The organism is Streptomyces sp. NPDC003034, from assembly GCF_053591375.1.
In genome coordinates this window covers 41,135-65,902 of the sequence record NZ_JBSFTS010000012.1, presented here as the reverse complement: position 1 = coordinate 65,902, position 24,768 = coordinate 41,135, and the positions used below count along the sequence as shown (strand labels likewise).

General features: G+C 72.9%; 21 protein-coding genes and 2 pseudogenes. 9 read left to right on the top strand and 14 right to left on the bottom strand.

Annotated elements, in window-relative coordinates; genetic code table 11:
• Positions 1-8 precede the first annotated feature (8 nt).
• Positions 9-848, top strand: a complete 840-nt coding sequence (locus ACWDX7_RS14985; RefSeq protein WP_451489809.1) for a GNAT family N-acetyltransferase — start codon at positions 9-11, stop codon at positions 846-848.
• Positions 849-876: 28 nt separating this feature from the next.
• Here the strand turns inward: ACWDX7_RS14985 and ACWDX7_RS14980 are convergent, their stop codons facing one another.
• From ACWDX7_RS14980 to ACWDX7_RS14950, 7 genes are all read right to left on the bottom strand, one after another.
• Complete coding sequence (locus ACWDX7_RS14980; protein WP_451489810.1) at positions 877-3,174, bottom strand: bifunctional salicylyl-CoA 5-hydroxylase/oxidoreductase; 2,298 nt, start codon at positions 3,172-3,174, stop codon at positions 877-879.
• 4 nt (positions 3,175-3,178) lie between these two features.
• A complete protein-coding gene (locus ACWDX7_RS14975) occupies positions 3,179-4,006 on the bottom strand; it encodes an enoyl-CoA hydratase family protein (protein WP_451489811.1) in 828 nt (275 codons plus the stop codon).
• A gap of 153 nt (positions 4,007-4,159) precedes the next feature.
• Positions 4,160-5,179, bottom strand: coding sequence for an ornithine carbamoyltransferase (gene argF / locus ACWDX7_RS14970; RefSeq protein WP_451489812.1), 1,020 nt, complete (start codon positions 5,177-5,179; stop codon positions 4,160-4,162).
• A gap of 81 nt (positions 5,180-5,260) precedes the next feature.
• Positions 5,261-6,487, bottom strand: coding sequence for an arginine deiminase (locus ACWDX7_RS14965; RefSeq protein ID WP_451489813.1), 1,227 nt, complete (start codon positions 6,485-6,487; stop codon positions 5,261-5,263).
• 55 nt (positions 6,488-6,542) lie between these two features.
• Entirely contained in the window at positions 6,543-7,010 is a 468-nt protein-coding gene (locus ACWDX7_RS14960) for a hypothetical protein (RefSeq protein ID WP_451489814.1), read from the bottom strand.
• Positions 7,011-7,247: 237 nt separating this feature from the next.
• Positions 7,248-8,156 (bottom strand): homocysteine S-methyltransferase, encoded by a 909-nt coding sequence (gene mmuM, locus ACWDX7_RS14955; RefSeq protein ID WP_451489815.1) that lies wholly within the window; start codon positions 8,154-8,156, stop codon positions 7,248-7,250.
• A 10-nt stretch (positions 8,157-8,166) separates the two neighbouring features.
• The gene (locus ACWDX7_RS14950; RefSeq protein WP_451489816.1) at positions 8,167-9,090 is read right to left on the bottom strand and encodes an LLM class F420-dependent oxidoreductase; all 924 of its coding nucleotides are present in this window, start codon (positions 9,088-9,090) and stop codon (positions 8,167-8,169) included.
• 202 nt (positions 9,091-9,292) lie between these two features.
• Between ACWDX7_RS14950 and ACWDX7_RS14945 the strand changes: the two are divergent.
• Positions 9,293-9,487, top strand: a pseudogene (locus ACWDX7_RS14945) (hypothetical protein); the annotation flags it as partial.
• Positions 9,488-9,662: 175 nt separating this feature from the next.
• On the opposite strand, the gene ACWDX7_RS14940 reads toward ACWDX7_RS14945, so the two are convergent.
• The 4 genes and pseudogenes from ACWDX7_RS14940 to ACWDX7_RS14925 form a co-directional block, all read right to left on the bottom strand.
• Positions 9,663-10,148: a DUF6099 family protein gene (locus ACWDX7_RS14940; RefSeq protein WP_451489817.1), complete on the bottom strand. Its 486-nt coding sequence runs from the start codon at positions 10,146-10,148 to the stop codon at positions 9,663-9,665.
• A gap of 121 nt (positions 10,149-10,269) precedes the next feature.
• Positions 10,270-10,613 (bottom strand): annotated as a pseudogene (locus ACWDX7_RS14935) (nucleotide pyrophosphohydrolase).
• 152 nt (positions 10,614-10,765) lie between these two features.
• The gene (locus ACWDX7_RS14930) at positions 10,766-12,133 is read right to left on the bottom strand and encodes an ATP-binding protein (RefSeq protein WP_451489818.1); all 1,368 of its coding nucleotides are present in this window, start codon (positions 12,131-12,133) and stop codon (positions 10,766-10,768) included.
• A 67-nt stretch (positions 12,134-12,200) separates the two neighbouring features.
• The gene (locus ACWDX7_RS14925) at positions 12,201-12,596 is read right to left on the bottom strand and encodes a cell division protein SepF (protein ID WP_189739116.1); all 396 of its coding nucleotides are present in this window, start codon (positions 12,594-12,596) and stop codon (positions 12,201-12,203) included.
• Positions 12,597-12,766: 170 nt separating this feature from the next.
• On the opposite strand from ACWDX7_RS14925, the gene ACWDX7_RS14920 reads away from it, so the two are divergent.
• The 4 genes from ACWDX7_RS14920 to meaB all read left to right on the top strand — a co-directional run bounded on the left by ACWDX7_RS14920 (position 12,767) and on the right by meaB (position 18,704).
• Entirely contained in the window at positions 12,767-13,504 is a 738-nt protein-coding gene (locus tag ACWDX7_RS14920) for a DUF2470 domain-containing protein (RefSeq protein WP_451489819.1), read from the top strand.
• A gap of 134 nt (positions 13,505-13,638) precedes the next feature.
• A complete protein-coding gene (locus ACWDX7_RS14915; RefSeq protein WP_451489820.1) occupies positions 13,639-15,498 on the top strand; it encodes a methylmalonyl-CoA mutase family protein in 1,860 nt (619 codons plus the stop codon).
• Positions 15,495-17,705, top strand: coding sequence for a methylmalonyl-CoA mutase (scpA, locus tag ACWDX7_RS14910; RefSeq protein ID WP_451489821.1), 2,211 nt, complete (start codon positions 15,495-15,497; stop codon positions 17,703-17,705). The genes ACWDX7_RS14915 and scpA overlap by 4 nt, the downstream gene beginning before the upstream one ends.
• A 15-nt stretch (positions 17,706-17,720) precedes the next feature.
• On the top strand, positions 17,721-18,704 hold the full coding sequence (meaB, locus tag ACWDX7_RS14905; RefSeq protein ID WP_451489822.1) for a methylmalonyl Co-A mutase-associated GTPase MeaB: 984 nt from the start codon (positions 17,721-17,723) through the stop codon (positions 18,702-18,704).
• A 106-nt stretch (positions 18,705-18,810) separates the two neighbouring features.
• On the opposite strand, the gene ACWDX7_RS14900 is transcribed toward meaB, so the two are convergent.
• Positions 18,811-19,812 (bottom strand): asparaginase, encoded by a 1,002-nt coding sequence (locus tag ACWDX7_RS14900; RefSeq protein WP_451489823.1) that lies wholly within the window; start codon positions 19,810-19,812, stop codon positions 18,811-18,813.
• 133 nt (positions 19,813-19,945) lie between these two features.
• Here ACWDX7_RS14900 and ACWDX7_RS14895 point away from each other — a divergent pair, with 133 nt between their 5' ends.
• Positions 19,946-20,401 (top strand): Lrp/AsnC family transcriptional regulator, encoded by a 456-nt coding sequence (locus ACWDX7_RS14895; protein ID WP_451489824.1) that lies wholly within the window; start codon positions 19,946-19,948, stop codon positions 20,399-20,401.
• A gap of 179 nt (positions 20,402-20,580) precedes the next feature.
• Here the strand turns inward: ACWDX7_RS14895 and ACWDX7_RS14890 are convergent, their stop codons facing one another.
• Entirely contained in the window at positions 20,581-20,775 is a 195-nt protein-coding gene (locus tag ACWDX7_RS14890) for a DUF2795 domain-containing protein (protein WP_451489825.1), read from the bottom strand.
• A gap of 228 nt (positions 20,776-21,003) precedes the next feature.
• Here ACWDX7_RS14890 and ACWDX7_RS14885 point away from each other — a divergent pair, with 228 nt between their 5' ends.
• Both ACWDX7_RS14885 and ACWDX7_RS14880 read left to right on the top strand, forming a co-directional pair.
• Positions 21,004-21,300, top strand: a complete 297-nt coding sequence (locus ACWDX7_RS14885) for a DUF1490 family protein (protein WP_451489826.1) — start codon at positions 21,004-21,006, stop codon at positions 21,298-21,300.
• A 2-nt stretch (positions 21,301-21,302) separates the two neighbouring features.
• A complete protein-coding gene (locus ACWDX7_RS14880) occupies positions 21,303-23,486 on the top strand; it encodes a heavy metal translocating P-type ATPase (RefSeq protein ID WP_451489827.1) in 2,184 nt (727 codons plus the stop codon).
• A 155-nt stretch (positions 23,487-23,641) separates the two neighbouring features.
• Here the strand turns inward: ACWDX7_RS14880 and ctaC are convergent, their stop codons facing one another.
• Positions 23,642-24,616 carry an aa3-type cytochrome oxidase subunit II gene (gene ctaC / locus ACWDX7_RS14875; protein WP_451489828.1) on the bottom strand — a complete coding sequence of 325 codons (975 nt, stop codon included), beginning with the start codon at positions 24,614-24,616 and terminating at the stop codon, positions 23,642-23,644.
• Positions 24,617-24,768: the final 152 nt, after the last annotated feature.

Below are 24,768 nucleotides of genomic sequence, written 5' to 3'. Positions count from 1 at the left end.
GATGGGCCATGACCTGGACCTTCACATCCGACCTGGCGGCGTATCTGGCCGCGGCGGGCCCGGCGGTGGCCGCGCGGCCCGTCTCCAACACCGTCCTGCTGACCACGGCCGACACGCTGGAGCGGCGCGGTCCGCACGCCTACGGCCGCGCCGACCCCTTCTTCGGCTGGTGGACGGGGACCGACGGCGCCGTCGCCGGGGGCCTGCTGTGCACCCCTCCCCATCCGCTGCTCCTCGGGGCGCTGCCCGTGGAGGCGGTGCGGGCACTGGCCGACGCGCTCGCCACCGAACCGCTGCTGGCCGGGATCAGCGGCTTCAACGCCCGCCGGTCCGACGCGGACGCGCTGGCCGCCGCGTGGCCCCGGCCGTCCCGGCTGACCGAGGAGAACCGCCTGTACCGGCTCGCCCGCCTCGTCGCCCCGGACCCCGTCCCGGCCGGGCGGGTCCGGCACGCCACCGAGCGCGATCTGCCCCTGCTGCTGACGTGGATCGAGGCCTTCAACCGGGAGTGCGGCCAGCCCGGCGCCGCCTCCCCGGCCGCCCTGCGCGACCGGCTCTCCTACGGCGGGCTGCTGCTGTGGGAGCACGCCGGGAGCCCCGTCTCGCTGGCCTCCTTCTCGCGCCCGATCGGCGCGACCGCCCGGGTCGGCCCGGTCTACACCCCGCCGGGGCAGCGCGGCTGCGGCTACGCCGCCGGGGTCACGCACGCGGCGAGCGCGGCGGCGTACGCGGCCGGGGCCTCGGAGGTCGTCCTCTTCACCGACCTGGCGAATCCCACCAGCAACGGGATCTACCTGCGCCTGGGCTACGCCCCGGTCGAGGACCGCGCCGAGGTGATCGCCGCCTGACCGGCCGCTGCCGGTGCCCCGGCGGGTGTCAGCCGCGGCCCGTCGGCGGTTTGCGGCTGCCGGCGCGGTAGGGGGCGGGCCAGGGCGCGGCCGGGCCTTCGTAGGACTGGTCGGCCGCCGCGTGCAGGGTCCAGTGCGGGTCGTACAGATGAGGCCGGCCGATGGCGCACAGGTCCGCGCGGCCGGCCAGGAGCAGGGAGTTCACGTCGTCCCAGGAGGAGATGGCGCCGACCGCGATGACGGGTACGCCCACCGCGCCGCGGATCCGGTCGGCGTAGGGGGTCTGGTACGAGCGTCCGTACTCCGGGGTCTCCTCCGCGACCACCTGCCCGGTCGACACGTCGATGGCGTCCGCGCCGTGGGAGGCGAAGGCGGCGGCGATCTCCACCGACTCCTGGGGCGTGGTGCCGCCCGGCGCCCAGTCGGTGGCCGACAGGCGGACGGTCATCGGCCGGTCCTCGGGCCAGACGGCGCGCACGGCGTCGAAGACCTCCAGCGGGAAGCGCAGGCGGTTCTCCAGCGGGCCGCCGTAGGCGTCCGTACGGTGGTTGGTCAGGGGGGAGAGGAACCCGGACAGCAGATAGCCGTGGGCGCAGTGCAGTTCCAGCAGGTCGAAGCCGCAGTCGGCGGCGCGGGCGGCGGCGGCCGCGAACTCGGACCGGACGGCGTCGAGGTCCGCCGGGGTCAGGGCGCGCGGGACGGCCGAGACGCCCGGCCGGTACGGCAGCTCCGAGGCGGCCACCACCGGCCAGTTCCCCTCATGCAGCGGCTCGTCCATCCCCTCCCACATCACGCGCGTGGAACCTTTGCGCCCCGAGTGCCCGAGCTGGACGCCGAGCGCGGTGCCGGGCGCGGAGGTGTGCACGAAGTCGACGATCCGGGTCCAGGCCGTCGCCTGCTCCGGCGTGTACAGGCCGGTGCAGCCGGGGGTGATCCGGCCCTCGGCGCTGACGCAGACCATCTCGGTCATCACCAGCCCGGCGCCGCCCAGGGCCCGGGAGCCCAGGTGTACGAGGTGGAAGTCGCCGGGCACGCCGTCCTCGGCCGAGTACATGTCCATCGGCGAGACGACCACCCGGTTGCGCAAGGTCAGCCCCCGCAGGGTGAACGGCGTGAACATCGGCGGGGTCCTCATGCGTGACGGGCCCTCGTCGGGGCAGCCGAAGTCCCGTTCCACCGCCTGTGTGAACCGCTCGTCGCGCAGCCTCAGGTTGTCGTGCGTGACCCGCCGGCTGCGCGTGAGCAGGTTGAAGGCGAACTGGCGGGAGGGCTGGCCGACGTATCCGGCGATCTCCTCGAACCAGCGCATGCTGGCGGCGGCCGCCCGCTGGGTGCTCGCCACCGCCGGGCGCCGCCGCGCCTCGTACGCCGCGAGCGCGGCCGGTACGCCGGCCTCCGTGCGCAGGGCTTCGGCGAGCGCGAGCGCGTCCTCCACCGCCAGTTTGGTACCGGATCCGATGGAGAAGTGCGCGGTGTGCGCCGCGTCTCCGAGCAGGGTCACGTTCCCGTGCGACCACCGTTCGTTCACGACCGTGCAAAAGCGTGTCCACACCGATCGGTTGCCCCGCAGCGGCCGGCCGCGCAGGGCCTCGCTGAAGATCTTGGCGCAGCGGGCCGCCGACTCCGTCTCGTCGCACAGGTCGAAGCCCGCCGCCCGCCACACCTCCTCCCGCATCTCCACGATGACCGTGGAGGCGTCCGGGGAGTACGGGTAGGCGTGCAGCTGCATCACCCCGTGCCCGGTCTCCGCGATCTCGAAGCGGAAGGCGTCGAAGGGGAAGTCGGCGGCCAGCCAGATGTACCGGCACCGCCCCCCGGTCACGGTCGGCCGGAAGTGCTCGGCCCCGCCCTGCCGGATGGCGCTGTGCACGCCGTCCGCCGCGATGACGAGGTCGTGGGAGGTGGCGAGTGTCCGCACGTCGGGGGCTTGGGCGCGCAGGCGCAGCCCGACGCCGAGCCCGGCGCAGCGTTCGTGCAGGATCTCCAGCATCCTGCGCCGCCCGATGGCCGCGAAGCCGTGGCCGCCCGAGGTCAGCAGGCGTCCCCGGTGCACGATGTCCACGTCGTCCCAGCGCACGAACTCCGCGCTCAGCGCGGCGTAGACGACGGCGTCCGCCTGCTGGATGCCGCCGAGGGTCTCGTCGGAGAGCACCACCCCGAAGCCGAAGGTGTCCTCGGGCGCGCCCCGCTCCCAGAGCTCCACGGTGTGGCCCTGGCGGGCCAGCAGCGCGGCGGCGTACAGCCCTCCCGGCCCGCCGCCGACGACGGCGACCCGCAGTGCGCCGGTGATCCGCAGTGCGCCGGTGACCGTCCCGGCGACCGTCATGGCGTTACCTGCCCTTCCACCGCGGCGGCCGTTTGCCGGTGAAGGCCGCGTGGAACTCCGCGTAGTCCTGGCCGTTCATCAACAGGGCCTGGGTGGCCGCGTCGAGTTCCACCGCGGCGGCCAGCGGCATGTCGAGTTCGGCGGTGAGCAGCGCCTTGGTCTGCGCGTAGGCGAGGGCGGGCCCGGCGGCCAGGTGCGCCGCGAGCTCGGCTGCCCGTACGTGGGCCTTGCCCTCCTCGGTGACCTCGCTGAGCAGGCCGATGCGCTCGGCCTCGGGCGCCCGTACGGGCTCTCCCAGCATCAGCAGCCGGGTGGCGTGGCCGAGGCCCACGACGCGCGGCAGCAGGTAGGCGGCGCCCATGTCCCCGCCGGAGAGGCCCACACGGGTGAAGAGGAAGGCGAAGCGGGCGCTGGGGTCGGCGATGCGGAAGTCGGCGGCGAGGGCGAGGACGGCTCCGGCTCCGGCGGCCATGCCGTGGACGGCCGCGATCACCGGGAAGGGGCATTCGCGGATGGCCCGCACCACCTGGCCGGTCATCCGGTTGAAGTCGAGGAGCTGGGCGGTGTCCATGGCGAGGGTGGCGCCGATGATCTCGTCCACGTCTCCGCCGGAGCAGAAGCCGCGCCCCTCGCCGCCGAGCACGAGGGCGCGTACGGACCGCTCCCGGGACAGTTCGGCCAGCAGATCGCGCAGGTCGGCGTAGGCGCCGAAGGTGAGCGCGTTCAGCTTCTCGGGGCGGTCGAAGGTGACGGTGGCCACGCCGTCCTGCCGGGTCACCCGCAGGTGGTGCCACCGTTCGGTCGCTGATGTGGAACCGGTGAAGGGGCTCACCCGTCCGACGGTATCACCGGACGGTGACTTCCGTCAGAGAAACGCGACACGCTCCCCGCATGCCCGCGCCACCGGAAGCCACCGCGGACCGCGCCCGGGTCGGCGTATGACTATGCGGGCGTCCGCTGACCGCGCTTCCGCGCGGGCCACGGCTTACGCGTGGCCCTGCCACGGCTTGGCGAGCGTGGCGACCAGGACGGCCTTGATGGTGTGCAGCCGGTTCTCGGCCTCGTCGAAGACCACGGAGTGCGCCGACTCGAACACCTCGTCCGTCACCTCCAGGGATTCCAGCCCGTGCCGCTCGTGGATCTCCCGGCCCACCTTGGTGCCGAGGTCGTGGAAGGCGGGCAGGCAGTGCAGGAACTTCACGTCCGGCTTGCCGGTCGCCCGCAGCACGTTCATCGTCACGGCGTACGGGGCCAGGGCCTCGATCCGCTCGTCCCAGACCTCCTTGGGCTCCCCCATGGAGACCCACACGTCGGTGGCGATGAAGTCGGCTTGGGCCACACCCTCGGCGACGTCCTCGGTCAGGGTGATCCGGGCTCCGCTGGTGAGCGCGAGTTCGCGCGCTCGGGCTACCACGGCCTCGGCCGGCCAGTAGGCCTCGGGCGCGACGATCCGTACGTCCATGCCCAGCAGGGCGCCCGTCACCAGGTAGGAGTTGCCCATGTTGAAGCGGGCGTCGCCGAGGTAGGCGAAGGAGATCCGGTCCAGCGGCTTGGTGCTGTGCTCGGTCATGGTGAGGACGTCGGCCAGCATCTGGGTCGGGTGCCAGTCGTCGGTGAGCCCGTTGAAGACGGGCACGCCGGAGTGGGCGGCCAGTTCCTCGACGGCGGCCTGGCTGTCACCCCGGTACTCGATCCCGTCGAACATCCGGCCCAGCACGCGGGCGGTGTCCTTGACCGACTCCTTGTGGCCCATCTGCGAGCCGGAGGGGTCGAGGTAGGTGGTGCGCGCGCCCTGGTCGGCGGCGGCGACCTCGAAGGCGCAACGGGTGCGGGTGGAGGTCTTCTCGAAGATCAGCGCGATGTTCTTGCCCTGGAGGAGCTGCCGTTCGGTCCCGGCCTTCTTGGTGGCCTTGAGCTCGGCGGCCAGCTCGATCAGGCCGCGGAACTCGGCGGCGGTGAAATCGAGTTCCTTGAGGAAACTGCGGCCGACGAGGTTGGTGGCCATGGGATCGCTCCAGCGTCACGGTGACAGGGGATGTTGGAAGTATATACGATCTCCTGCATTCATATACAGAAAGGGAGGGTCTCAGCCGGCGTCCCGCTCGACGGGACAGCTCATGCACCGCGGCCCGCCGCGGCCCCGCCCCAGTTCACTGCCCGGGATCTCGATGACCTCGATACCCTCCTTGCGCAGGTGGGTGTTGGTCGTCACGTTCCGCTCGTACGCCACCACCACCCCCGGCTCGACGGCCAGGACGTTGCATCCGTCGTCCCACTGTTCGCGCTGCGCCGAGTGGACGTCCTGGGTCGCCGTCAGGACCCGGATGGAGTCCAGTCCGAGCGCGGCGGCTATGGCCCGGTGCATGTGGTCCGGGGCGTGGTCCGTCACCTTCAGTTCGTCCGGGCCGAGGCCAGGCTCGATCGTGTAGGAGCGGAGCATGCCGAGCCCCGCGTACTGGGTGAAGGTGTCCGCGTCGACCATGGTCATCACCGTGTCCAGGTGCATGAAGGCCCGCCGTTTCGGCATGTCCAGAGCCACGATGCTGGTCGCCGATCCGGCGGCGAACAGGCCCCGCGCCAGCATCTCCACGGCCTGCGGCGTGGTCCGCTCGCTCATCCCGATCAGCACGGCGCCGTTGCCGATGACCAGGACGTCCCCGCCCTCGATCGTCGAGGGGTAGTCCGCCTGTCCCTGCGACCAGTAGTGGAAGGCGCCGGAGGAGGTGAAGAGCGGGTGGTGCTTGTAGATCGCCTCGAAGTGGACGGTCTCGCGCTGCCGGGCCGGCCAGCGCATCGCGTTGATGGCCACCCCGTCGTAGATCCAGGCGGAGGTGTCACGGGTGAAGAGGTGGTTGGGCAAGGGCCCGAGCAGGAAATCGTCCAGCTCCAGGACGTGGAAACGCACCGACACCGGCTCCGCGTGCCGCTCCAGGAACTCCCGTTTGGTCATCCCGCCGACCAGCGCCTCGGCCAGCTCGGCCGAGGTCAGCCCGTCGAACACCGACCGCAGGTGGTCGGTGGCGAGCGGCCCGTACTCGTTCTCGTCGAACACCCGGTCCAGTACGAGGTGCCTGGCCTCCGGGATGGCGAGGGCCTCGGCGAGCAGGTCGCCGAAGAGGTGCACCGCGACGCCCCGGTCGCGCAGCACGTCCGCGAAGCCGTCGTGCTCCTGGCGGGCCCGGCGCACCCACAGCACGTCGTCGAAGAGCAGCGCGTCCCTGTTGCTCGGCGTGAGCCGCTTCAGCTCCAGGTCGGGCCGGTGGAGGATGACGCGGCGCAGCCGCCCGGTCTCGGAATCGACATGGAATCCCATGCCGTACACGTTCGCAGACCGGGTGGCTTTTTGAAGCGGCGTCGGCCCAGCGGGCTCAGCGCAGGCCGAGAAGCGCCGACGGGGCGCCGGTGAGCTCGGGGGCGAGCAGGCCCAGCTCGGGGGCGACGACGTCCGGCAGCCCGAAGTTCCCGCCGTCCGGCATCGTCAGCGGGGCGCCGAGGATCAGACCCGGGGTCCGGCCGCGCAGGGTGGTGGCCGGGGCGTCCACGGAGCCCGCGCCGTCCGTCTCGGGCGCGCCCAGCAGGTTCGGCACCGGTGAGGTGACGAGGGTCTTGCCGAGGTCGGCGGCGAGCGGGACGGTCGGCAGCAGTGGAGTGGGGAGCAGGTCTCCCCTGTGGTGGCGGGGCGCGTCGGGCGCGCCGACGAGCGGTACCGGCACGCCGGTGGCCACCCGGGGGGCGGGCACCCCCAGCGTGGTCTCCACCGCTTCCAGCGGGACACCGACCGGTACCGAGTCGGCCACGGCCGGGGTGGCCGCGCCGGCCGCTGCCAGACAGGTCATGAGGGCCGCAATGCTTCCGCGCGCGGTCATCTTCATAGGTGACGTTCCGTCCTTCCTGGGTCGCGGACATTCCGCTGCCCTGGATGAACGATCCCGCCGGTGGCTTTCCCGGAGTTCTCCGGGAAAGTTCCCCCATACGACCTAATTCGCGGCCCTCCTGGGGCCGCCGCTTTACGGCGCGTGCCCCTACCGGTGCGGCCGGGGCCGGCGGGTCCGGCGGATCCGGCGGTCAGGCGGTCAGGCCGGGGGCCGGGCGGCCGCGAGGGCCGCGATCCGGTCGGGGCCGATGCGGCAGCAGCCGCCGATGAGGCGGGCGCCGGCGCGCTGCCACGCGGTGGTGGGCCACGGTACGGGCGTTTCGGGCGCGTGCCAGGTCCGGCTGGCGGCGTCCCAGCGGGAGCCGTCGTTGGGGTAGGCCAGCAGCGGCTTACGGGTGACGGTGGCCGCCGCTCGGAGGGCGGGCAGCACCTCCGCCGGGTCGCAGCAGTTGACGCCGAGCGCGACGATCCCCGGGGCTTCGGCCGCGAGGCGGAAGGCCTCGCGGAGGGGCCCGCCGGAGCGGGTGCGTCCCCCGGCGACGGTGTAGCTCAGCCAGGCGGCGGCGCCCGTCTCCGCGAGGACGGTGAGCAGGGCCTCGGTCTCGTCGGGGTCGGGGACGGTCTCCAGGGCCAGCACGTCGGGGCCGGCGGCCAGCAGTGCCTCGATGCGGGGGCGGTGGAAGGCCGCGAGCTCCCGCACGGTCAGGCCGTACCGGCCGCGGTACTCCGAGCCGTCCGCGAGCACCGCGCCGTACGGGCCCACCGAGGCGGCCACCCACACCTCGTGGTCGGCGGCCTCGGCCGCGCGGGCGGCGAGGGCGACGCTGCGGTGCAGCAGGGCGGTGGTCGCGGCGCGGTCGTAGCCGTGGGCGGCGAAGGCCTCGTAACCGACCTGGTAGCCGGCGGTGATCAGGACCTCGGCGCCCGCCCGCGCGTACGCCGTGTGGGCGGCCTCGATCTGGGCGGGCTCCTCGGCGAGCACGCGGGCCGACCAGAGGGCGCCGGACAGGTCGCTGCCCTGGGCGGCGAGCTGGTTGCTCAGCCCGCCGTCCAGGAGCACGGTCCTGCCGCTCAGGGCTTCGGCGAGCGGGCCCGCGGCGCGTGGCACCGGGCCTCCCTCAGCCGATCTGCGAGAGGACCTGGGAGGAGATCAGCTCCAGGTGGTCGAGGTCGTCGAGGTCGAGGAGCTGGAGGTAAGCGCGGGAGGAGCCGACGGCGGCGTAGGCGCCGAGCTTCTCCACGACCTCGTCCGGGGAGCCTGCCAGTCCGTTGGCCTTGAGCTCGTCCACCTCGCGGCCGATGGCGGCGGCCCGGCGGGCGACCTCGGCATCGTCCTTGCCGACGCAGACCACGAGGGCGTTGGAGTAGACGAGATCGGCGGGCTTTCGCCCGGCCGCCTCGGCGGCCTCCCGGACGCGGCCGAACTGGCGCTCGCTGTCCGCGACGGATGCGAAGGGCATGTTGAACTCGTCCGCGTACCGTGCGGCGAGCCGCGGCGTGCGCTTCGCGCCGTGGCCGCCGATCAGGACGGGCAGCTTGGCCTGCGCGGGCTTGGGCAGCGCGGGGGACTTCTCGATCCGGTAGTGGCTGCCCGCGTAGTCGAAGGTGTCACCGGTCGGGGTGGCCCACAGGCCGGTGACGATGGCCAGCTGCTCCTCCAGCCGGGACATCCGGTCGGCCGGGAAGGGGATTCCGCAGGCCTTGTGCTCCTCCTCGAACCAGCCTGCTCCCAGGCCCAGTTCCACGCGGCCGCCGGACATCTGGTCGACCTGCGCCACCTGGATGGCGAGCACGCCGGGCAGCCGGAAGGTACCGGCCGTCATGAGCGTGCCCAGCCGGATCCGCCGGGTCTCGCGGGCCAGGCCCGCGAGAGTGATCCAGGCGTCGGTGGGTCCGGGCAGGCCGTCGGCGGAGCCCATGGGCAGGTAGTGGTCGGAGCGGAAGAAGGCGTCGAAGCCCAGGTCCTCGGTGGCCTTGGCGACGGTCAGGAGGGTGTCGTAGCTCGCGCCCTGCTGGGGCTCGGTGAAGATGCGGAGGTCCATGGACCCATCCTGCCCTTCCTTCCCCGGCAGGGTGAATCTGTGTCAGCCGGGCGGCCCACCCGCGGGCCCGCCAGTGACCGGCACGGACGGGGATCGTTGGCTCGGACGGAGCCGGACCGCCCGGCCCGCGCGCCGGCGGCCTGACGCCGGTGCGTCCACCGCACCCTTCCGCACGGGAAGGGCCAGGGCCGAGGAGGCCGCCATGTCCCACGAGTCCGTGCCAGAACATCCCGGACAGGACGGACAGGCAGCACACGACCGTGCCCGCCCGCAGTCCGCGGCGCCCGCCCCGGGCGGCGCACCGAAGGGCCTGCTACAGCAGATGGAAGAACTGATGGCGGCGCTGAACGCCGACCTCTCCCAGCTCGACGCCGACCTCCAGTCCTCCGCGGACCGCACGCCCTCCGCGCCTGGTACCGCCGGTACCGCCGGCGCCCTCGGCGCCCCGGCCGCCCCCGGCCCGTCCGTGACGTCGGGCAGCGGCGCGCTGGAGAGCGAGCGCCCCTCCTCCCGGTCGCTCTGACCGTGCGGGTCCCGTCGCGCGCGACGGGACCCCGCCTGCGCACACCCGCTCAGGCGACTCCCGAGGCGGATCCCCGCTCCCGGACCGTCAGACGGCGCAGGATCGCCCGTACCCGGTCGCTCGACTCGTCAGCCGCGTCGATGGACTCTATGCACTGCCAGTACAGGCCTTCCTCGTCCGTCCCGCAGGCGACCCCGACGAGCGCTATCCCCACCTCACCCAGCAGCGCCTGGAGCCCGAGGAGCGCCTGTCTGACATCTGCCACCCCGGTCAACTGCGCCGCCCGCGGCGGCTGGTCGGGCGTGATGCCCTCTCCGTGCAGGGCCGCCCGGTCGAGCACCCCGCAGCCTCTGCCCCCCGCTTCCCCCAGTCCCCGTGCCTCCGCTCTCAGCTCCGGCGGCCCGGTGACCGCCAGCCAGCTCCCTATGCCCTGGGCGAGCGCCTGGACCTGCCAGGCCTCGCCCACGATCTCCCACGCCTCCCCGCTCTGTGCCAGCGCGTGCCGGCCGGCCGCGATGAGCCTTACCGCATCCATATGCCGTCCCCCGTCCGCACGACATCCCGCCGTTCTCCACTACCCAGAGTGAGGGCAACGGGCCGGTAAAGCCAGGGGTATGCGGAAATCTATGGACACAACAGGGTTGCGGACGACGCTATCACTCCGAAGAGTGACGATTCGGAGTCGAACCACCCGGCACCGGGAAGCGGAGCTCATTCCTCTCGATCTTCGCAGCGAGCGCGTCCAGCACATCCACCCCGAGGACCTCGCAGAATTGCAGCAGGTACGCCAGCACGTCGGCCACCTCATCGGCCACCCGGTGCGCGGTCCCCGGATCCTCCATCACCCTGGCGGACTGTTCCGGCGTCAGCCACTGGAAGATCTCCACGAGTTCGGCCGCCTCCACGCTCAGCGCCACCGCGCCAGGTTCTTGGGCGTGTGGTACGGCTCCCACCCGCGGGCCGCGGCGAAGTCGGCGAGGCGGCGCTGCAACCGGTCCAGCCGCTCGTCGGGACGCCCCTCGCCGTGCGGCTCGCCCGTACGCGCTGGGCCCGCGACGCCGCTCGCTTCGCCCGGGCCCTTCGGATCGTGCGGGTCGTGCGTGCCGTTCCGATCGTGCGGGTCATTCGTGCTGTTCATGCCGCTCCTGCCGCTCATGCCGACAGGTCTACCACCGTGACGCCGGGGAGCCCACGGGCGGCGGCCCCGCATTCCTCTCCGACCGCCGCCACCAGCCGGACGTGTCCGCGACCGCAGGACAGCAGGGCCAGGCGCAGCAGTTCGGCGATCTGGCGCCGGTCCAGGCCGCGGTCGAAGCCGTCGGCGAGCACGGTCAGCGCCTGCTGCGCGGAGAGCAGTTCGGCGGCCGGGTCCATGGCCAGGACGCCGGGCCCGGTCAGCAGTACCAGGGCCAGGGCGAGAAAGCGGAGTTCACCCGCGCCGAGCCGCCCGAGTTCGGTGGCGGGCCGCGCGGGTCCCCGGTCCAGCAGCGCGGTGACGCAGCCGTCCGCGCGACCCCGTACGTCCAGCGCCGCGACTGGGCCCGCGCAGCCGGTACGGGCCGCCTGGGTCAGCAGCGCGTGGCGGGTGCCGCATTCGTGGCGGGTCCGGCGCAGTACGTCCGCCAGGTTGGCGCAGTCGCCCAGCAGCCGACCCTCCCCCGGCGGGACGGGCGCCCGCATCCGCCCGGGGCGGGGGTCGCAGGGGAACACCGCCCGCAGGGCGACCACCATCTGCTCGGCGGCGGCCAGGACCTTCCGCTGGCCGGCCGTGGCGCCCGCCACGCGGAGGGGGAGCAGGGCGGTACCGAGCCGGTCGTCGGGCAGCGGGGCCTTGGTGACGCCGACGGCGCCGCCGGTCAGCCAGGCCGCCTGCACGGAGCGCCGGCCGGGGTCGCGCAGGGCGGTGCTGAGCAGGATCTGCCCGCCGTGCGAGAGCCGTTCGCCGACGATCCGCAGCGCGGGTTCGGCCTGCACGGCGAGGTCGAGCCGGACCGGCCCGGCGGGGCCGTCGACCGTGCAGCCGATCCGGAATCCGCGCCGGCGCTGGGCGTCGGGGACCGCCAGGTCCGGGATGCGGGAGCCCGGGTCCGGGAAGGCCTCGTCGAGGGTGGCGCCGGAGGCCAGGGCCGCCAGGGCCGCGTAGGCGGCCAGGGCTTGGGACTTGCCGCTGCCGCTCGGCCCGGCGAAGAGGGTGACGGGCCCGAGCGGGAAGGCCGCGGCGCGGTGCGGGCCGAAGGCGGAGAGCAGCAGTTCGGTGATCGCGGGCCGGGGGTGCGCGGCCCCGGCGGGCCCGGCGACGAGCGGCTGGGCAGCGAGCGGCTGGGCGACGAGCGGCTGGGCGACGAGCGGCTGGGCCGCGGGTGGCTCAGCGCCGACGGGCCTGACCTGGGCGGGTACGACGGCGGCATCGGCTAACGCGACGGCGGCGGCGGAGACTGCGTGGAGTGCGGGCAGGGCGGGGAGTGCGGCGGCGGGAGCGGCGGCAGCGGGGCGGCCCGTCGTGTCCTGGGAGGCGTCCATCCGCCGGACGGTACGGGCCGCCGGGCCCCGCACAGGCCCGCCGAACCGTTCCGCCGCCGCGACCTTCCTACGATCGGGGGACGGCCGCCGCCGCGATGCCCTCGACCTCGGTGCCGACGGGCGCGAGCAGGAAGACGTTCCGGTCGACGCGGTGCATCCCGCTGCCCAGCCCGAAGACCACGCCACTGCTGAAGTCCAGGATGCGCTTGGCCACTTCGCTGTCCGCGCCGGTGAGGTCGAGCAGCACCGGGATCTGCGCGATCAGGTATTCGGCCACCTCCCGCGCGTCCGCGAAGATCTGAACCCGTATCACCACGAAGCGCCGCTGTTCCGCCGCGGACGCTCCGGGCGCCTTGGGGATGGTGCGGTGGTCCACCCGGGAGGGCCATTCATTGCGACTGCGCAGGGGTACCACCTGCGCGAGCCCCTCCCACTGTTCGTCGGTGACGTCGTACCTGCTCACCGGGCCGCCTCGGCCGCTCGCTTCATGTACATCCACCCATCCTCTCGCGTTTCACCCGTTCAGCCCAACACCGACACGGGGCCACCCGTGCTCCCCCAGAGACGAATGGGTTAGGTTAGGCTTACCTAAGTGACAACCTGAATACCCCGGATGATGGAGAAGAGATCCGCATGCGCATGTCCGGTGCCCCCGACGTACCCGCCGACCGCCCCACCGACGCCGAGCGGGTCCGGTCCATCCTCGCCGCCGCCCACTCGATGACCGTGATCGCCGACGGAGTGCGCACCGAGGTCCGCCACCTCGACGGCACGGACGTCCTGAACCGCCTGCACTTGCATCCCGCCGCGCCCGCCGCCGGGAACCAGGCCCCGTCCGACGACCGGCCCGCGATCCGGCTGGAGTTCACCGATGTCGCGCCCACGCCCGTACGCGACCGGGTGCGCGCCCGCGTCACCGTCCTCGGCCGCCTGCTCAGCCCGTACGTGGACGGGGCGGACGGGAGCGAGGACTCGGCCGACACCACCTGCGTGGAGTTCGGGCAGGCCTTCCTGGAGACCGGCGACGGCCTCTCGTCCCTCGGCCTCGAAGAACTGGACGCGGCCCGCCCCGATCCGCTCGCCCCGTACGAGGCGGGCATGCTCACCCATCTCCTCGACGACCACCCCGACCTCGTCACCCTGCTGCTGCGCCTGGTCGATCCGCAGCCCGCGGCCGCCGTCCTGCGCGCGCTCCCGGTCGCCATGGACCGGTACGGGATCACCCTGCGGCTGGAGGAGCGGCGCGGCCACCGTGACGTACGCCTGCCGTTCCCCTCGCCGCTGGACGACGTCGAGCAATCCGGGGCGCAGATCCAGGCGCTCTTCAGCGCGGCCCGGCGCCGCTCGCACCGCAACACCCTGCCGGCCTGAGCCCCTCGGAAGAGTGACCCCGTCCGCCACGAGAGTGCCCCGCTCTTTCGTGACCCCTCCCGTCTCACATGAGAGGGCGAGATCACATCCGGTGGTTATGGTCGTTCCCCAGGCACCGCCCTAGCATTCGAGCCATGACGGTCCTGCCTGATGACGGGCTCTCCTTGGCCGCCGAGTTCCCTGACGCGACGCATGAGCAGTGGCAGCGCCTGGTAGAGGGCGTGCTGCGCAAGTCGGGCAAGGAAGCATCCGGCGAGGCAGCGGAAGACGCGTTGTCCACCACGCTTCAGGACGGGCTCACCACCCGTCCGCTGTACACCGCGCCCGAGACGGCCGCCGACACCGGCTTCCCGGGGTTCGCTCCCTTCGTCCGGGGAGGCAGGGCGCAAGGGAGCGCCGCGAACGGCTGGGACGTGCGCCAGCGGCACCCGGGCGCCGATCCCGTACGGGTCAACGAGGGCGTGCTCGCCGACCTGGAGAACGGGGTGACCTCGGTCTGGCTCACCCTCGGCTCCGGCGGGATCCCCGTCGATGGGCTGGCCCGGGCCCTGGACGGGGTGTACCTCGACCTCGCGCCGGTCTGCCTGGACACGGGCGCCGAATACGCCGACGCCGGCCGCGCCCTGCTGCGCCTGTACGCCGAGCGCGGTGTGGCCCCTGAGGCCGCCCGCGCCTGTCTCGGCGCCGACCCGCTGGGCCACGAGGCCCGTACGGGCGAGGCGCTGGAGCTCGACGCGGCCGCCGCACTCGCCCGCGAGAGCGCCGATGCCTGGCCGGGGGTGCGCGCGCTGGCGGTGGACGCGCTGGTCTACCACGAGGCCGGCGGGTCGGCCGCCGAGGAGCTGGGCCTGTCGCTGGCCACCGGGGTCGCGTACCTGCGCGCCCTCACCGCCGCCGGGCTGAGCACCGAAGCGGCGCTGGGCCAGCTGGAGTTCCGCTACGCGGCGACCGCCGACCAGTTCCTGACCATCTGCAAGCTGCGCGCCGCCCGCCGCCTGTGGTCCCGTGTCGCCGAGGCCTGCGGGGCCACGGAGGCGGGCGCCCAGCGGCAGCACGTGGTGACCTCGCCGGTGATGATGACCCGTCGCGACCCGTGGGTGAACATGCTGCGCACCACCGTGGCCTGCATGGCCGCGGGCGTGGGCGGCGCGGACTCCGTCACCGTGCTGCCCTTCGACCACGAGCTGGGGCTGCCGGACGCCTTCGCGCGCCGGATCGCCCGCAACACCTCCACCATCCTGCTGGAGGAGTCGCACCTCGCCCGTGTGATCGACCCGGCCGGCGGCTCGTACTACGTCGAGCGGCTGACGGACGACCTGGCGCACGCCGCCTGGGAGTTCTTCCGGACCATCGAGAAGGCGGGCGGCCAGGCCGCCGCCCTGCGTTCCGGGCTGGTCGCCGACCGGCTCGCCGCCACCTGGGCCGAGCGGTCCGCGAAGCTGGCCCGGCGACGCGAACCGATCACCGGGGTCAGTGAGTTCCCGCTGCTGTCGGAGAAGCCGGTCGTACGCGAACCGGCGCCCGCCCCGGCAACCGGCGGACTGCCCCGCGTACGGCGTGACGAGGCCTACGAGGCCCTGCGCGCCCGCAGTGACGCGCACCTGGCGGCGACCGGAGCCCGGCCGAGGATCTTCCTCGCCGCGCTGGGCCCGGCGGCCGCGCACACCGCCCGCGCGACCTTCGCCTCGAACCTGTTCCAGGCGGGCGGCATCGAACCGGTCCACGATCCCGTCCGCGTGGACCCGGCGACGGCGGCCGCGGCCTACGCCGCGAGCGGCGCCGACGGCATGGCCGTGCTGTGCTCCAGCGACGCACTGTACGAGGAGCAGGCCGAGGCCGTCGCCGAGGCCCTGCGCGCGGCGGGCGCCACGACCGTGTTCCTCGCTGGCCGGCCCGGCACCGCCGAAGCGGCCGTGGACGCGTACGTCTTCGCCGGCTGCGACGCGGTCGCCGTGCTGTCCTCCGTACTCGACCGGATGGGAGTCGCGTCTTGAGCGGCACCGGAATCCCCGATTTCTCCGAACTGCCGCTGGGCGCCGCGGGCGCCCCGGCCGGCTCCGAGGACCAGTGGCGCGCCGCGGTGAAGGAGTCCACCGGGACTGCGCCGGGCGACCTGCTGTGGGAGACCCCCGAGGGCATCGGCGTGCAGCCGCTGTACACCGGGCGGGATCTGGAGGGCCTGGACTTCCTGGCGACGTACCCGGGCGTGGCCCCGTACCTGCGCGGCCCGTACCCGACGATGTACGTCAACCAGCCGTGGACGATCCGCCAGTACGCGGGCTTCTCGACGGCGGAGGAGTCGAACGCCTTCTACCGGCGCAATCTTGCCTCCGGCCAGAAGGGGCTGTCGGTCGCCTTCGACCTGCCCACGCACCGCGGCTACGACAGCGACCACCCGCGCGTCACCGGCGACGTCGGCATGGCGGGCGTGGCGATCGACTCGATCTACGACATGCGGCAGCTCTTCGACGGGATCCCGTTGGACAAGATGTCGGTGTCGATGACGATGAACGGCGCGGTCCTGCCCATCCTCGCGCTGTACATCGTGGCGGCCGAGGAGCAGGGCGTCTCCCCCGACAAGCTCGCCGGGACCATCCAGAACGACATCCTCAAAGAGTTCATGGTCCGCAACACCTACATCTATCCGCCGAAGCCCTCGATGCGGATCATCTCCGACATCTTCTCCTTCACCTCGCAGAAGATGCCGCGGTACAACTCGATCTCGATCTCGGGCTACCACATCCAGGAGGCCGGGGCGACGGCCGACCTGGAGCTGGCGTACACCCTCGCGGACGGCGTGGAGTACCTGCGGGCCGGGCAGGCCGTCGGGCTGGACGTGGACGCCTTCGCACCGCGGCTGTCGTTCTTCTGGGCGATCGGCATGAACTTCTTCATGGAGGTCGCGAAGCTGCGTGCCGCCCGCCTGCTGTGGGCGCGCCTGGTCAAACAGTTCGACCCGAAGAACGCCAAGTCGCTGTCGCTGCGCACCCATTCGCAGACCTCGGGCTGGTCGCTGACGGCCCAGGACGTCTTCAACAACGTCACGCGGACCTGCATCGAGGCGATGGCGGCGACCCAGGGCCACACCCAGTCCCTCCACACCAACGCCCTCGACGAAGCCCTGGCGCTGCCGACGGACTTCTCGGCGCGGATCGCCCGCAACACCCAGCTGCTGCTGCAACAGGAGTCGGGGACCTGCCGGTCGATCGACCCGTGGGGCGGCAGCGCGTACGTGGAGAAGCTGACGTACGACCTCGCGCGGCGGGCCTGGCAGCACATCCAGGAGGTCGAGGCGGCCGGCGGTATGGCGCAGGCCATCGACGCGGGCATCCCGAAGCTGCGCGTGGAGGAGGCCGCGGCCCGTACCCAGGCGCGGATCGACTCGGGGCGGCAGCCGGTGATCGGCGTCAACAAGTACCGCGTGGAGACCGACGAGCAGATCGACGTGCTCAAGGTCGACAACTCCTCCGTGCGTGCGCAGCAGATCGCCAAGCTGCGGCGGCTGCGCGAGGAGCGCGACGAGGCGCTCACGCAGGACGCGCTGCGGGCGCTGACGAACGCCGCCGAGCGCGGCGCCGGGCAGGGCATGGAGGGCAATCTGCTCGCCCTGGCGGTGGACGCGGCGCGGGCCATGGCCACGGTCGGTGAGATCTCGGACGCACTGGAGAAGGTGTACGGGCGGCACGCGAGCCAGATCCGTACGATCTCGGGTGTGTACCGCACCGAAGCAGGCGAGTCCCCGTCCGTGGAGCGCACGCGCGCGCTCGTCGACCGGTTCGAGGAGGCGGAGGGCCGCCGTCCGCGCATCCTGGTCGCCAAGATGGGCCAGGACGGGCACGACCGCGGGCAGAAGGTCATCGCCACCGCCTTCGCCGACCTGGGCTTCGACGTGGACGTCGGCCCGCTGTTCCAGACGCCCGCGGAGGTGGCCCGGCAGGCCGTCGAGGCGGACGTGCACGTGGTGGGCGTCTCGTCGCTGGCGGCCGGCCACCTGACCCTCGTACCGGCGCTGCGGGAGCAGCTCGCGGAGGAGGGCCGCGAGGACATCATGATCGTGGTGGGCGGGGTGATCCCGCCCACCGATGTCCCGACGCTGCTGGAGATGGGCGCGACGGCCGTCTTCCCGCCCGGCACGGTCATCCCGGAGGCGGCCCACGACCTGGTGACGCGGCTGGCCGCGGACCTGGGTCACGAGCTGTAGGGCGGGCCGGGGGACATGCCGCCGAAGATCGATGTCGATGTGTACGTGAAGGGCGTACTCGACGGGAAGCGGGCGCACGTCGCCCGCGCGATCACCCTGGTCGAGTCCACCCGGGCGGACCACCGGGCCCTGGCCCAACGGCTGTTGACGGAGCTGCTGCCGCATGCGGGCCACGCGCGCCGGATCGGCGTCAGCGGGGTGCCGGGCGTCGGGAAGTCCACCTTCATCGACGCGTTCGGCACGATGCTGACGGGCCTGGGCCACCGGGTCGCCGTCCTGGCGGTGGATCCGTCCTCCACCCGCACCGGCGGGTCCATCCTCGGCGACAAGACGCGGATGGAGCGGCTCGCCGTCGACCCGGCGGCCTTCGTCCGCCCCTCGCCTTCGGCGGGGACGCTGGGCGGGGTCGCCAAGGCCACCCGTGAGTCGATGATCGTGATGGAGGCTGCGGGCTACGACGTGGTCCTGGTCGAGACGGTCGGCGTCGGCCAGTCGGAGACCACGGTGGCGGGGATGGTCGACTCCTTCCTCCTGCTCTCCCTGGCCCGTACCGGCGATCAGTTGCAGGGCATCAAGAAGGGCGTCCTGGAGCTGGCCGACGTCCTGGCGGTGAACAAGGCGGACGGCCCGCACGAGCGCGACGCGAAGGCCGCCGCCCGCGAACTGTCGGGCGCGCTGCGGCTGATGCAGCCCGCCGACGCGGCGTGGACTCCGCCCGTGCTGACGTGCAGCGCACGCGAGTCGGCCGGGCTGGACGAGGTGTGGAACCGGCTGGAGCAGCACCGGACCCTGCTGGAGGCGGGCGGCCGGCTGGCGGCGAAGCGGGCGGCGCAGCAGGTGGAGTGGACGTGGTCGATGGTCCGCGACGAGCTGCTGGAACGCCTGCGCTCGGATCCGGCGGTACGGGAGCTCGCGCCGGAGCTGGAGTCCGCGGTGCGGGCGGGCGCGGTGACGCCCACATCGGCGGCGGACCGCATCCTGTCGGCCTTCGGCTCCTGACCCCGCAACGGCCCGGCGCGGCTACAGGGGGGCTCCGCCGCCGGGTCCTCCCGCTCCCGCGACGGCGCCGGGGCCGACCCGGTCCGCCGACGTGCCCCGGACGGGCCTACGCCTCGACCAGCACGGGCCCGGCCGCGCCCACCGCTTCGCGCAGGACGCGGGTCCGCTCCGTGCCCTCGCCGGAGGCCAGCAGGGCCGCGAGCACGGCGATGCGGGCCTGGCCGGCCCGCAGGGTGCCGGTCGGGACGGCGCCCGCGGCGACCAGGTCCACGGCGCCGCCGTGCGTGTAGATCTCGGTGACCGGCCCGGCCATGACCCGCGTGGTCAGGGCGACGAGCACCCCGCGCGCGACGGCGGCCTCGACGGCGGCCACGATCTCCGGGGTCGCGTTGCCCGCGCCCGTGCCGATGAGGACGATGCCCCGCGCCCCGGCGTCGACCGCGGCGTTCAGCAGGACGGGGTCGCCGTCCGCGTGGTGCATCACCATGTCCACGCGCGGCGGGACCTGCGGCATGGCCGGCAGCGCCAGCGGCACGGGCCGCCGCGGCTCGCGCAGTACGGTGATCTTGCCGAAGCCGACCTTCCCGAGCAGCTCCTCCGAGGGGTCGGCGAAGGCGTCCAGAGCCACGGCCTGGGTCTTCACGGTGCCCCGGGCGGCGTGCACCCGGCCGGCGAAGGCGATCAGCACGCCGAGCCCGCGCGTGGTCGCGGCGGTGAGCAGCGCGTCGTACAGGTTCCCCGGACCGTCCCCGTCCGCGCTGCCCATCGGCAGCTGGGAGCCGGTGAACACGACGGAGCGGGAGTCGTGGTGGTGCAGGTCGACGAGGAAGGCCGACTCTTCGAGGGTGTCGGTCCCGTGGGTGACGACGATGCCGTCCACGCCCGGGTCGGCGAGCACCTCGTGCACGGTGCGCAGCAAGGTCAGCTGGTGGGCGGTGGTCAGACGGGGGCTGTTCACGCTGAACAGGTCCACCAGCTCGACGGTGATGCCCTCGGGCAGCGGCGCGGTGGCCATGACCTCACGCCCGTCGGCGTCCGCGGCGAAGCCGGAGCCCTGCCAGCGGCTGGCTATGGTCCCGCCGGTGCTGATGACGACGATCCGTCCCATGGCCGTGGCCCGCCCTCTCCTCGTACACGCCTCGTACACGTGTGCTGAAAGCAGCAATGATAGAGAGATCTGGGCGCAATGGGATTGCTTCTTCGACCCCATCGGTCGCTAGGCCATGCGTGATAATTGCGCCATGGACGCCATTGATCGTGAAATCTTGCGCGAGCTCCAGGCCGACGGCCGCCTCAGCAACCAGGAGCTGGCCCAGCGCGTGGGCCTGACCCCCTCCCCCTGCATGCGCCGGGTGCGCCAGCTGGAACAGGACGGGGTGATCCAGGGCTACCGCGCCGTGATCTCCCCCGAGGCGGTGGGCCGGGGTTTCGAGGTACTGGTCTCGGTCGAGGTACGCCGCGACCGGGAGGCGGTGGAGGCCTTCGAGGCCGCCCTGCAGGACATCCCCGACGTGGTCGAGGCCTACCGGCTGTTCGGCAGCCCCGGCTGCCTGCTGCGGATCGCCGTCGCGGACCTGCGTGCGTACGAGCGCCTGTGGATCGAGAAGCTGACCGCGCTCTCCGGGGTCACGGAGGTCAACTCACAGATCATCATGAAGCGGGTCAAAGAGCCGACCGGCCTGCCCGTGGAGCGCTGAGGCCCGGCGCCGCCCGGCACGGTCGGGGACCGGCCGGGCCGCAGACCGACGACCGGCACGCGTACGTCCCGTACGGGCCGGTCGCGTACGTGCCGGCCGGACCCTGCGCAGGCGGTACGGGGGCGGTCACGCGGGCCTACGGGAGCAGCCCACCGAGTCAACCGAGGGGTCCACCGAGGTCATTCGTCCCCGAAGACGGCCTTCTGCACCTCGTTGGGACCGTCGAACTTCTTGCTGCCCGAGCGGGACAGCTTCTCCACGATCTGCTCGTCCGCCCCGTTGTTCTTGGCGAGGGAGACGAGGTCCTCGCGGCTCGCGGGATAGTCCGCGCCCTTGAGTGCCTTCTGGACGTCGATCGGGCTGATGCTCGCCATGGTGCTCTCCTCAACTCTTCGCTGGTGCTTTCCTGCCCTCCCCGCCCAGCGGCTGCCCGGGCGCCCCCCACCCAAACCCCACCCGAACCCCGCCGGGAAGGACGCCGTCCGCCCCGCGCCGGGGTGCGCATCGGCGCGGCCCGGCATCGTTCGCTCCCCCGGCAGCCCGGGTTCACACTGGAAGGGAGGCCCGCCGCCCCTGTCCGGTGCGGACGGAAGGAGCTGCTCATGCACCCGCTGACCATCGCCGGTGCCACTGTCGGCAAGCTGACCCATTACGCGGTATCCGGTGTGGTGGGCGGCCTGATCATCAGAAGCCTCCCGGCCGCCAAGCCCGCCGTACGCAAGGCGCTCGTCGGTGGTCTCGCGAGCGGCATCGTCGCGAGCCGATGGGTGGCCACGGCCACGGAGGAAGCCCGGCTCAAGGCCGGAGACATCCTCGCGGAGGCCCGCACCTCGCTCGGCGAGGAGGTACCGCCGCCCTCCGCGGTCACCGTGGAGCACGATCACGGACACGAGCACTGATCATGCCGACCGTCGCCGTGTGCTCGGTGGCCTCGGGACGCGCTCGGCTGACCGTGCCCTGGCTGCGGGCACGCCCCGGTTGCGCCGGACTCGTCGACGACCGGCTGACCGGCATCAGCGGCTTCCGCGCCCTGCGGATCTTCCCGCGCACCGGCAGCGTGGTGATCTGGATGGCGCCGGACCGGTTGGACGTCGAGGAGCTCGTCGCCGCCCTCGAAGAGGCCCCGCCCGCGGCCGCTCCGGCCAAAGCCACGCGCTCCATGCCCGATTCCTCCACCGGCGAGGTCGCCCGCCTGGTCGTCGGCGGAGCCGTCCTGGCCTGCGTGGCGCTGCGCCGCCTGCTGGGCAGGCCGCGCCTGACCGTCGGCCCCTCCGGGTTCCTCGGCGTGGTCACCGTCTTCACCGGCCTGCCCTTCTTCCGGGGCGCGCTGCGCTCCTTGCGCGGCCGCAGCACTCCCGGTACGGACACCCTGGTCACGGCGGCCACCGTCATCTCACTGGTGCTCCGGGAGAACGTCGTCGCGCTCACCGTGCTGTGGCTCCTGAACATCGGTGAGTTCCTCCAGACCCTGACGCTGCGCCGCACCCGCCGCGCCATCGAGGAACTGCTCACCATCGGCGACGAGCGCGTCTGGCTCGTGCGCGAAGGCGTCGAGGTGGAAGTGGCGCTGGAGGAGGTGGAGCCCGGTGACGTGGTCGCCGTGTACGAGCACCACCGCATCCCGGTGGACGGACACGTGACCTCCGGCGACGCGCTGGTGGACCAGGCGGCCGTCACCGGCGAGGCGCTGCCCGTCTACGCGCGCGACGGCTCGTACGTGTACGCGGGCACCATCGTCACCTCCGGCTCGCTCACGGTCCGCGCGGATTCGGTCGGCCGGGACACCACGGTGGGCAGGATCATCAGCCGGGTCGAGGAAGCGCAGGGGGACCGGGCGCCGATCCAGACGGTCGCCACCCGCTTCACCCAGCGTTTCGTCCCCGTCTCCTTCGCCCTGGCCGTGCTGACGTACGGGGTCACCCGGGACGCTCGGCGCGCGATGACGATGCTGCTGATCGCCTGCCCCTGCGCGGCGGGCCTGGCCACGCCGACCGCCATCAGCGCCGCCATCGGCAACGGGGCGCGGCGCGGCACCCTCATCAAGGGCGGCACCCACCTGGAAGGCGTCGGCCGGGTCACCGCGGTCGTCTTCGACAAGACGGGCACCCTGACCTTCGGCAAGCCGCTGGTCACCAGCGTCGTCACCCTCAGCGACCGCTTCACCGCCGACGAGGTCCTGAGCCTCGCCGCGTCCGGTGAGCTGCACGCCCGCCACCCGCTGGCCCAGGCCATCGTGGCGCGCAGCGAGGAGCAGCACCTCCAGGTCCCGATCCACCAAGCCTGCGAGGTCGTCCTCGGCATGGGCATGCGCGCCGAACTGGACGGCACCCGCCTGCTCGTCGGCAGCCCCGCCCTGCTCCGCCAGAACGGCGTCGATCTGACCGACAACGCGGAGCGCTGGACGGAACGCCTGCGGGGCGGCGGCGAGACGGTCATCTGCCTGGCCCACGACGAGGACCTGATCGGCATGCTGGGGGTGTCCGACGCCGTACGAGCCGGGGCCGAGACCGTCATCCAGCAGCTGCGCGCCCTCGGAGTGGCCCGCCTGATCCTGCTCACCGGCGACGCGCCGGAAACCGCTCAGGTCGTCGCGGACGCCCTGGGCATCACCGAAGTCCACGCGCACGCCCTGCCGGAGGCCAAACTCCAGCTCATCCGCGACCTCCAGGCCCAGGGCCACACGGTCGCGATGGTCGGTGACGGCACCAACGACGCGCCCGCCCTCGCGCTGGCCGACGTGGGCATCACCATGGGCGAGCACTCCTCGCACGTGGCCCTGGAAACCGCCGACATCGCCCTCGCCGGCAACGACCTGCGCCAGGTCGCCGCCGTCGTGGAACTCAGCCGCCACACCCTGCGCGTCGTGCGGCAGAACTACGGCCTCGCCATCGGCGTCAACCTGCTCGGCCTGGCCGCCGGCGCGGGCGGCACCATGAATCCGGTCCTCGCCGCCCTCCTGCACAACACCAGCAGCATCGCGGTCGTCGGGAACTCGGCCCGGCTGGTCAACCACACCCCGCACCTGCCCCGCACCGGCGACGAGAGGCTCCGGCGGGCGCCGCTGGAGGAACGGCGCGTGCGCTGAGCGCCGTTCAGTCCACCGTCGTCGCGGGCCCGCGTCCGAAGTGGCGGGCCGTGGGCACCAGGGCGACGGCCGCCGGTACGGGGAACAGCCCGCGGGGTACCCGCACCGGCGGGCGCCGGCAGCGTCGCGGCGGGTCGTGCTCGTGCACGCGGTCCTCAGAGTTTGCGCGGCTCGGAGTTCCTGGCCGGGTCACTCACCGAGATGCCCGAGGGGAGGTAGCCGCGCTGGCCCTTGTCGGCCAGTTCCCTCAGGTGCTGCTGGTAGCGCTCCGGGGAAACGACCTTGACGTTGAAGAGCATCCGGGAGTGGTCGACGCCGCAGAGCTCGGCGCACTTGCCCCTGAAGGTGCCCTCGCGGGTGGGGGTCACCTCGAAGACGTTGACGTTGTGGCCGGGGAAGACATCCTGCTTCATCAGGAACGGCAGGACCCAGAAGGAGTGGATGACGTCGATGGACGTGAGGACGAACCGGACCTTCTCGCCCCTCGGCAGCCACAGCGTCGGGCCGGGGTTCCCGTTCTGCGGATTGCGGCTGCCAGGGACGCCGGCGTCGTAGACGCCCTCGGCGCCGGCGGGGAAGGCCCTGCTGTACCGGTCCGGAACGACTTGCAGCTTCCGGTCCGCCCTCGCGTCGCCCGTGTCGGCCCTGCCGTCCACGTTCTCGATGTAGTTGAAAGCCCAGCTCCACTGGAAGCCCACCACGCCGATGGTATGGGCGGGCTTTTCGGACAGTTCGAGGAGCTCGGCCTCGTCACGGGCGGTGAAGTAGAAGAGGACCGAGACGATGAGCAGCGGGACGACGGTGTACAGCGCCTCGATGGGCATGTTGTACCGCGTCTGCGGGGGGACTTGGACCTTGGACTTGGTGCGCCGGTGGAAGATGACGGCCCAGAGCATCAGCCCCCACACCAGCACGCCGACGACGAGCGCGGCCGCCCACGAGCCCTGCCACAGGGAGAGGATCCGCGGCGCCTCTTCGGTGACCGGGGTCGGCATGCCGAGACGGGGGTAGTTCTCCCATGTGTAGGTGCAACCGGAAGCGGTCGCCAGGACCAGGCCCGCGGTCAGTACCCGCAGAAGCCTTCGCCGCTTCGGATGCCGCGGGGAGCTGTCACAGCCGTTGGGACTCACGTAGCGCCTTCCCGAGAGTCCTGTCCGCAGGCCGGAGCCGGCGGCGGCCGTGTCACTGGTCGGTCGGCGACTCGACGCGGACAGGACGTGCAGATCTTTATGCCGACAAAACATTACTGGGCCGGTACGCCAGGAAGGTGCCCATCGCGCCC

Coding starts and splice junctions, on each gene's coding strand:
- ACWDX7_RS14985 (WP_451489809.1), top strand. CDS start 9: ATGACCTGGACCTTCACATCCGACCTGGCGGCGTATCTGGCCGCGGCG.
- ACWDX7_RS14980 (WP_451489810.1), bottom strand. CDS start 3,174: ATGACGGTCGCCGGGACGGTCACCGGCGCACTGCGGATCACCGGCGCA.
- argF (WP_451489812.1), bottom strand. CDS start 5,179: ATGGCCACCAACCTCGTCGGCCGCAGTTTCCTCAAGGAACTCGATTTC.
- ACWDX7_RS14965 (WP_451489813.1), bottom strand. CDS start 6,487: ATGGGATTCCATGTCGATTCCGAGACCGGGCGGCTGCGCCGCGTCATC.
- ACWDX7_RS14960 (WP_451489814.1), bottom strand. CDS start 7,010: ATGACCTGTCTGGCAGCGGCCGGCGCGGCCACCCCGGCCGTGGCCGAC.
- ACWDX7_RS14950 (WP_451489816.1), bottom strand. CDS start 9,090: ATGGACCTCCGCATCTTCACCGAGCCCCAGCAGGGCGCGAGCTACGAC.
- ACWDX7_RS14940 (WP_451489817.1), bottom strand. CDS start 10,148: ATGGATGCGGTAAGGCTCATCGCGGCCGGCCGGCACGCGCTGGCACAG.
- ACWDX7_RS14930 (WP_451489818.1), bottom strand. CDS start 12,133: ATGGACGCCTCCCAGGACACGACGGGCCGCCCCGCTGCCGCCGCTCCC.
- ACWDX7_RS14920 (WP_451489819.1), top strand. CDS start 12,767: ATGCGCATGTCCGGTGCCCCCGACGTACCCGCCGACCGCCCCACCGAC.
- ACWDX7_RS14915 (WP_451489820.1), top strand. CDS start 13,639: ATGACGGTCCTGCCTGATGACGGGCTCTCCTTGGCCGCCGAGTTCCCT.
- meaB (WP_451489822.1), top strand. CDS start 17,721: ATGCCGCCGAAGATCGATGTCGATGTGTACGTGAAGGGCGTACTCGAC.
- ACWDX7_RS14900 (WP_451489823.1), bottom strand. CDS start 19,812: ATGGGACGGATCGTCGTCATCAGCACCGGCGGGACCATAGCCAGCCGC.
- ACWDX7_RS14895 (WP_451489824.1), top strand. CDS start 19,946: ATGGACGCCATTGATCGTGAAATCTTGCGCGAGCTCCAGGCCGACGGC.
- ACWDX7_RS14890 (WP_451489825.1), bottom strand. CDS start 20,775: ATGGCGAGCATCAGCCCGATCGACGTCCAGAAGGCACTCAAGGGCGCG.
- ACWDX7_RS14885 (WP_451489826.1), top strand. CDS start 21,004: ATGCACCCGCTGACCATCGCCGGTGCCACTGTCGGCAAGCTGACCCAT.
- ACWDX7_RS14880 (WP_451489827.1), top strand. CDS start 21,303: ATGCCGACCGTCGCCGTGTGCTCGGTGGCCTCGGGACGCGCTCGGCTG.